1 protein-coding gene is annotated in these 1,465 nt (G+C 40.5%); it reads left to right on the top strand.

Annotated elements, in window-relative coordinates:
- The first annotated feature begins 608 nt into the window (after positions 1–608).
- The gene (locus tag FFM71_RS13275; protein WP_137612623.1) at positions 609–1,178 is read left to right on the top strand and encodes a sugar O-acetyltransferase; all 570 of its coding nucleotides are present in this window, start codon (positions 609–611) and stop codon (positions 1,176–1,178) included.
- Positions 1,179–1,465: the final 287 nt, after the last annotated feature.

Raw genomic sequence — 1,465 nt, 5'->3', positions numbered from 1 at the left:
CATTGTTAGTGTCGGAACTCCAATGATACCTGATTTTTTCGTCTTGGTGTTTTTTTATTCAATTTTTTTCAAGTGGCTAACTTGATTATAAAATTTGCCCACATAAAAAAATAGCTAATTGGTTGGTTTAAAACCTCAAAAAAAGCTGAAACACTTGGATAATTCCCGATCCAGGTTGCTTCAGCTTTTTTGTTGGTTTCTAGTTCGGTGATTTGTGAACTGCCGCCAGAGGGAACAAGATAGTCCGCCGCTGTGCGACCGGTGCGAGCCAAGGTCTCGCGCCTCGATTTTGAGCTTCGCATAGACCGCGAATCTCAAAATACGTCGGTGGTGTAATGGCTAAAGCAATTACATCACCGGGCGTGTTGAAGCCTCGCAAAACCCGCGAGTCTTCAACCGAGGTTCGAGACCGCTTCCAGGCTCGGGCCGTTCCGCGCAGCACATGAATACTCTCAGCTTTGGAAACGGCATCCTTAATTAAACTTTCACCCTTTAGTTAAATAAATTGTATCGTAACTGTCTAAATTAGTGATTTTAGTCTTCAACGCATGCATTTTGTCATTGTGCTATGCTTTATATATGTCTATTTTGAGGGGATATTAATTTTAATGAATATTGAAGAAGATTCATCGTACCAACAAATGATTAACGGGGAGCTATATCTTGAATCAAAGGACTTAGCTGCCTTACGTGATGACGTTCGTGTTAAATTGATGGACTACAACCGTATCGCCAACAATGATGAACGGAACAGTAAAATCAAGAGTTTGATGAAATCGGTCGGCGATAGATTCTTTGTTGAACCAACGATTTACTTTAGCTATGGAGTCAACATCACAATTGGTAACCATTTCTACGCTAACCATGATGTAATGCTCTGTGACGAAGGTAAAATCACCATCGGTAATGATGTTAAGTTTGGACCTAAAGTCGGTCTCTACACTCCACAGCACCCATTAGATCCATCAGTTCGTCGGACTGAGGCTGAAAGAGTCTCACCTATTACTATCGGTAACGACGTTTGGGTCGGCGGTGGTGCTAGCATTCTACCTGGTGTCACTTTAGGTAATAATGTTATTGTTGGCGCTGGATCTGTTGTTACACATTCATTCCCAGACAACGTAATTGTTGTTGGAAATCCTGCTCGTGTCTTAAGGGAAAATAAACCTAAAGATTAACTGAATGTGAAACAGTGATATAAACAATACTGTGACAATCCTAAATTCAATTTATTTACCAATTTGGTTAAATAGCAAAAAATCACGATTGGACATTCTTATTATTAAAAAACTAGTTGGAAGAGCTGAGAGTATTCATTTGCAGCGAAAGTGGTGTAAGGACTTTAGTCCTTACACCACCGGGCGCGTGGAGTGAACCCATGAGGTTGGACACATGATCCAAACCTGGAGGGGTTCACTATGATTAAGTACAATCTGGATTTCAAAGTCAAAATAGTAAATGAGTT

Source organism: Companilactobacillus huachuanensis (assembly GCF_005404815.1).
Lineage (GTDB): Bacteria > Bacillota > Bacilli > Lactobacillales > Lactobacillaceae > Companilactobacillus > Companilactobacillus huachuanensis.
This window is presented reverse-complemented; position numbering and strand designations above follow the sequence as displayed.